The organism is Halanaerobium sp. (assembly GCF_003070835.1).
Map to the genome: position 1 here is coordinate 1 of NZ_QBLR01000218.1, position 5,728 is coordinate 5,728.

Genomic DNA, 5,728 nt, shown 5'->3' on the forward strand with positions numbered 1-5,728 from the left:
CTTAGAAAAAGAGAGCTGGCCCCGCTATAAGGCCTGTGGTGGCGCATTATCTGCCAAGACAGTAGATATTCTAGCAGAACATGATATTCAAATTGGGCCAGAACTTATTAAGAATCAAATTAGTGAATTCAAATTTTCTTTTCCAGGCAGAGAAGAATTTGAGCTTAATTATAAAAAAACACCGATTAAATTGATCAATAGGAAGACATTTGATGATTTTCTCTTGAAAAAGGCAGCTGCAGCAGGAGCTGAGTTTATTGATCAAATGGAAGTTCTCAGGGTAAAAGAAAATGGAAATGAGGTTCTAGTTGAAACTTTAACTGAGAACTATACCACTCAGTTTTTAGTTGCAGCCGATGGGGCTAATAGTAGAACAGCTAAATATTTGAATCGAGAGAAAAAAGAAATTATAAAAAATAAGGGAATAGCAATAGAAGCAGAAATTGAATATCAAAATTTAATCGATAATTATTTTAAAGACCAAATCTTAATTGACTTTAAACATTTAGATAATGGTTATGGCTGGGTTTTCCCAAAAAAAGATTCTCTGTCAATCGGACTTGGGATATTAAATTTTGAAAAAGTTGATCTTAATAAAATCCTGACTGACTATCTCAGGGAGCTGAATATTAGAATCAAAAAAGATGATTTTTTAGTTAAAGGTCATCCAATACCTGTTTATTCAGATCAGACAGAATTTAAAAGAGCCTCCAACAGAATATTTTTAGCTGGAGATGCTGCTTATCTGGCAGATGCTTTTATTGGTGAAGGTATTTATTATTCACTTGTTAGTGGTTTTGCAGCTGCAGAAACTATAGTTGATTGTCTGGATAGTAATTCTGCGGAAACTAATTATATTCCCGCTGCAAACTATGAATTAAGGCTCAAAAATAATATTTTTACTGAGCTCAAAGAAGCAGAAAAGGTAGCTCGTTTGTTTTATAATAACAGAAAAATTGTACAGCTTTTGCTGAAGAGCAGAAGAGACCTACTAATTATTTTTATGGATGCAGTGCAGGGCTTAAAAAGTTATTCTGAACTGGGAAATCTTTTTAATTTTTTTAAGAACTTATTTAAAATCAAAATTTAAAACTATAACAGTAAAGAGTTGATAAAATGGATAAAAAAATTATGGCTATTGTTAATCCTGCTTCAGCAGGCGGAAAAACTGCTGAGCTGTGGCCCAAAAAAAGCAGAGTATTTAAAAGAGAATTTAAATATTTTAAGGAAGTATATACTGAAACTGCAGGTGAGGCAGTAGAAATTGCCAGAAAAGCTGTCAGCTTAAATTATGATTATCTAATGGCTGTTGGTGGAGATGGCACTGTTAATGAAATTGTAAATGGAATGCTTGCAGCGGATCTAGATGATAATTTAAAAACAAAACTAATTATTTCTGCTCATGGTACTGGCTCTGATTTAAGTAGAGTTCTGTCATTACCCAAAAAAACAGAAGCACTGATTAAAAGGATCAAAAAAAATCAAAGCAGAGAAGTTAATTTAGTTAAATCCAGCTATCTTAATCATCAAGGAGAAAAGATCAGCAGATATTTTATTAATATTGCTGACTGTGGAATGGGAGCAGAGGTTGCAAAAAAATTAAATGCCAGCAAAAAAACAATAGATGGGAGTTTAAGTTATCTTTTTAAACTTTTTCAAACTTTGTTTTCCTATCAAAATAAATTTGTTAGAGTTGAAGCTGATCAGAATTTAATCTATGAGGGACTCCTTAATTCAGTTGTTATTGCAAATGGCAATTATTTTGGTGGCGGTATAAATATTGCACCGGAGGCTGATCTTTTTTCAGAAAAAATCAATCTAGTATTATTAAAGGATTTTTCAAAGACAGCAATAATTTATAATTTAATTAAAGCCTATCAGGGAAAGCACTTAAGTCACCCTTTAGTTGAATCTCATTTTGTTAAAGAAATTAAGGTTAGTTCTGATAGAGAAGTTCAGCTGGAAATGGATGGAGAAACAGTTGGCACAGTAGATGCGGAATTTAAAATTTCTGCAAAAAAAATTTCATTATTAATTTAACAGCTAATTTATTTAAATTTTTATAAGGAAAAATATAAATAAAAAAGAAATAGTATCCATAATGATGTTTTGAAAATCACATATGTTCATAAAAAAACCGGCCAGATTATTCTGGCCGGTTAGTTATTTGTTTCTTATTGAAAATTCATTTACCAGTTGTTAACTAAGTCACCTGTAACAGTAGCTCCACCTGAAATGATAAAGGAATTTTTAGCTGCTTCGTTTTCAAAGTAAAGATTACCATCAATTGTGAATCCAGATTCTAATTCAAAACCTTCTGCTTCTACATAAACATCTCCTACAAAAATACCACCTTTAAATCTAGTATTTGGACTCTTTACAGTGATACTTGGAGCTTCTAATGTATATCTATCAGTTACATTATGGTCATCATCCTGGTCATAAAGAGCTAACTTACGGTCAAATTCACCATCATTCTTAAATTCTCCATCAAGGACAATTTTTTCGTCAACACTTAAGTCCTGCTGAATAATTAGAATCCAGGATTCCTCTGCAGCTGTCTGTAAACTTGCTCCATCAACCACAACAGATGGGGATGAAACTGTGTCTTGAGCACTTACTGTAGGTGCAACTAATAAAGCTGCTACCGCGATCATTAATACAATTGTTTTGATTTTCATAAATAAATCCTCCTTTAAAATTTTATTAATTGACTCAACTTAACTATATCTTAACATATATGTGAAAAATGTGTCAAGTGCTATTTGTAATTTGTTTAACTTTTTTTGAATAAAATCTTGCTTTTTAATAAAGGAAAGAGAAAACAGATATTGAATATAATAAATAGAATAAACATTTTAGTAATTGAGGTGGAAATTATGAAAGAAATTATAGAAATTGCAGAATTACGAAAGAGATTCAAACTTGAACTGGATATAATGGCGGAATTTTTTCAGACTGATGATTTAAAGATGGCTGTTCTGGCGCCAGATAATTCAGCCAAAATTTTCAGCCAGAGTAATTCTGATTTTGAAAAAACTATAAAAAAAATTAATTTAAGTAATGATGTCTATAAGCAAATTATTTCAGCTGATGATTTTAAAACTAAAACTATTTTATCAAAATATCTGGATGTCTTTAGTTCTGAATTGAATTTTTTTAAGGTTAATGCAGGTGGTTATATCTATCTAATATATTTTCCGCTAAATAAAGAGATAAAAACTCATAATTCAGCAGCTTTAAAACTTTTTCGAAAACAGATAAAAGCCGTATTAGATGATATTTACCGGCAGGAAGAAATAAGAGATAATTTGAGTCAAAAAAATATAGAAAATCAGAGTTTAAAAAAAGAAAAGTATATTACTGCTTCTGCGCTTGATTCAGTTCCGGGAAATATTTCGATTTTAGATAAAGAAGGAAATATAGTCTATACTAATAGCTCCTGGGAAGAGTTTGCTTATCAAAATGGGGCAGTAGGTGAGAACACTGGTGTTAATGAAAACTATTTAGAGGTCTGTAAAAAATCTGCAGAAACGGGAGATCTGGTTTCTGCTCGTGCCTATAATGGAATTCTTTCTGTTTTAAATAATGAACAGGATAATTTTACTATGGATTATCCCTGCCACTCCCCGACAGAAAAAAGATGGTTTAGAATGTATGTATCTTCTTTTAAAGGTATAGGTGCTTATGAATTAATGATTTTGCACCAGAATATAACTAAAGAAATTATGGCTGAAAAAAAATCAGAGGAGATTTTAAATAAATTACCAGCTGCTATTTTAAAATTTGATTCTAAAAATAAACTTATTTATTTTAACAAAAAAGCGATGAACTTATTAGATTTGAATGAGAATAATTTAGGAAGCAGATTAAATGAAATAAAAATTGCTGATCAGAGCGCTGATGATTTTTTGGATAAACTTGATTATGCTGCAGTTAATAACAAACGAATTAATTTTAGAATATATATCAGTCAGAATGGTTTTAATCGATATTTTAATAATTATTTAGTTCCTGAATTTGAGGATGGTCAGTTAAAAACCATCACTTCAATTATTCCGGAGGAAATGATCAATAAAAACCCTAATCAAAAAATAGAAAAACAGCGCAACCACTATTTACAGCTGTTTAATAATTTTCCAGAGGCTCTGGTTTTACTTGATATTGATGAAAGAATAATAAATGTTAATAAGAAGTTTTCTCAGCTTTTTGAATATGAAATTGATGAATTAAAAAATCAAAAACTTGATGATCTAATTGTACCAGCTGATCAAAAGAAAAACGGACGAGAATTGTCTCATCAAGTTCTGACAGGAGCTCGAGTGGAAGAAAAAGTTTACCGGATTAATTCTCAGGGAGAGAAACTGGAGTTGAATCTAAAAGCTTTTCCTGTACTTTTGCAGAATAACCAGATTGGTATCTATGCAATTTATAAAAATATAAATAGAGATTAATAGTTTTTGGAGGTGACTGATTTTGGAAAACAAAGATGGAATAGTATATCTCGAAAATGGTCAATTAACCATTATTAATCCGGAAGGGCTTGGTAGATATCCTCGGGTAACTGCTGGTGAAAATGTTGAAATATATATTGATGGAGAAAAAGAGAACAAAGAAGTAGTTGTCAGTCATGATATAGAAGATTTGATTAGTTTTAAGCTCAAAAAAGTTAAAAAAAGTAAAGATTTAAAGCTGAAAGTTACTGAAGACAAACTAAAAGCTTATTTAATAATTAAAATTACTCCTGAACAGCAGCTGGAAATTAAAGATACAGAACCGGCCAATCACATTAAAATAGAGACTAAAAGCCAGGATGAAATATTTCCTGAGCTAAGTAAAAATGAAATAATCGAGCTACTAAATTTTCATAATATAAATTATGGAGTTAAACATGATCAGATTAGTAAAATTATGGCCCAAAAAGGCAATAAAAGTGGTGAATATCTGATTGCTGAAGGTAGAAAACCAAAAAGGGGTGAAGATGCTCAGATAATAAAAAGTGAAAACTATCAACAGCGGGAAGAAAATTTATTTAATGTTATAGATTCGATTGAAAAAGGAGAAACGATCTGTTACAAAAAGAAAGCTGTTGAGGGTAAAGCAGGGGTTAATGTCTATTCTGATAGAATATCTCCTCCACCTGTAAAAGATATTAGTCTTAAGGCGGGGAAAAATGTGCAGTTGACAAAAGATGGTTTAAAAGCCATAGCTCTGGAAGGTGGCCAGCCTAAGTTAATTAGAAGAAGTTCTACTGTTGAGGTACATATTTATAAACAGTATATTATTAAAGGTGATGTCGACAAACATACAGGTCACATTAAATATGAGGGAGATTTACTAGTTAAGGGGGATATTAAGGATTATTTTAATGTTGAGGTAGGTAATGATCTAAAAGTTCAGGGAAACATTGCCAATGCTGAAGTTAAGACTCAGGGGGATCTTTATGTTAATAATAATATAATTGCCAGCAAATTATTTATTGGAAATTACCTGGAAAAAGAAATTGTACTTTCTCTGAAGAAAATTATTAGTTATTTAGAAAATTTAAATAAGGCAGTGGATCAAATTTTAGGGGAAGCCAGCCAGAGAAAGATGAATCTCAGCAACTTTAAAACTGGAAGAGTTTTAAGACTACTGATTGAAAATAAGTTTCCTGAATTAAAAAAGTTAATTTTGAGTCTTAATCAGAGTGTTAAAGATAATGAACAGCTGAAAGATTATTTTAGAG

At 30.9% G+C, this 5,728-nt stretch carries 5 protein-coding genes; 4 read left to right on the forward strand and 1 reads right to left on the reverse strand.

Annotated features, from left to right (window positions below; all coding sequences use genetic code 11):
- Positions 1–1,090 (forward strand): geranylgeranyl reductase family protein (locus tag CI949_RS15740; protein WP_290768039.1); only part of this gene is annotated, 1,090 nt, incomplete at its 5' end.
- Positions 1,091–1,116: 26 nt separating this feature from the next.
- Positions 1,117–2,040 (forward strand): diacylglycerol kinase family protein, encoded by a 924-nt coding sequence (locus CI949_RS15745; protein WP_290768040.1) that lies wholly within the window; start codon positions 1,117–1,119, stop codon positions 2,038–2,040.
- Between the two features lie 149 nt (positions 2,041–2,189).
- Here CI949_RS15745 and CI949_RS15750 read toward each other — a convergent pair whose 3' ends face one another.
- Positions 2,190–2,681 (reverse strand): hypothetical protein, encoded by a 492-nt coding sequence (locus CI949_RS15750; RefSeq protein WP_133529787.1) that lies wholly within the window; start codon positions 2,679–2,681, stop codon positions 2,190–2,192.
- Between the two features lie 198 nt (positions 2,682–2,879).
- Here CI949_RS15750 and CI949_RS15755 point away from each other — a divergent pair, with 198 nt between their 5' ends.
- Positions 2,880–4,454, forward strand: coding sequence for a PAS domain S-box protein (locus tag CI949_RS15755; protein ID WP_290768041.1), 1,575 nt, complete (start codon positions 2,880–2,882; stop codon positions 4,452–4,454).
- A gap of 22 nt (positions 4,455–4,476) precedes the next feature.
- Positions 4,477–5,728: FapA family protein (locus CI949_RS15760; RefSeq protein ID WP_290768043.1), on the forward strand; the 1,252-nt coding region annotated here is incomplete at its 3' end.

Coding starts and splice junctions, on each gene's coding strand:
- CI949_RS15745 (WP_290768040.1), top strand. CDS start 1,117: ATGGATAAAAAAATTATGGCTATTGTTAATCCTGCTTCAGCAGGCGGA.
- CI949_RS15750 (WP_133529787.1), bottom strand. CDS start 2,681: ATGAAAATCAAAACAATTGTATTAATGATCGCGGTAGCAGCTTTATTA.
- CI949_RS15755 (WP_290768041.1), top strand. CDS start 2,880: ATGAAAGAAATTATAGAAATTGCAGAATTACGAAAGAGATTCAAACTT.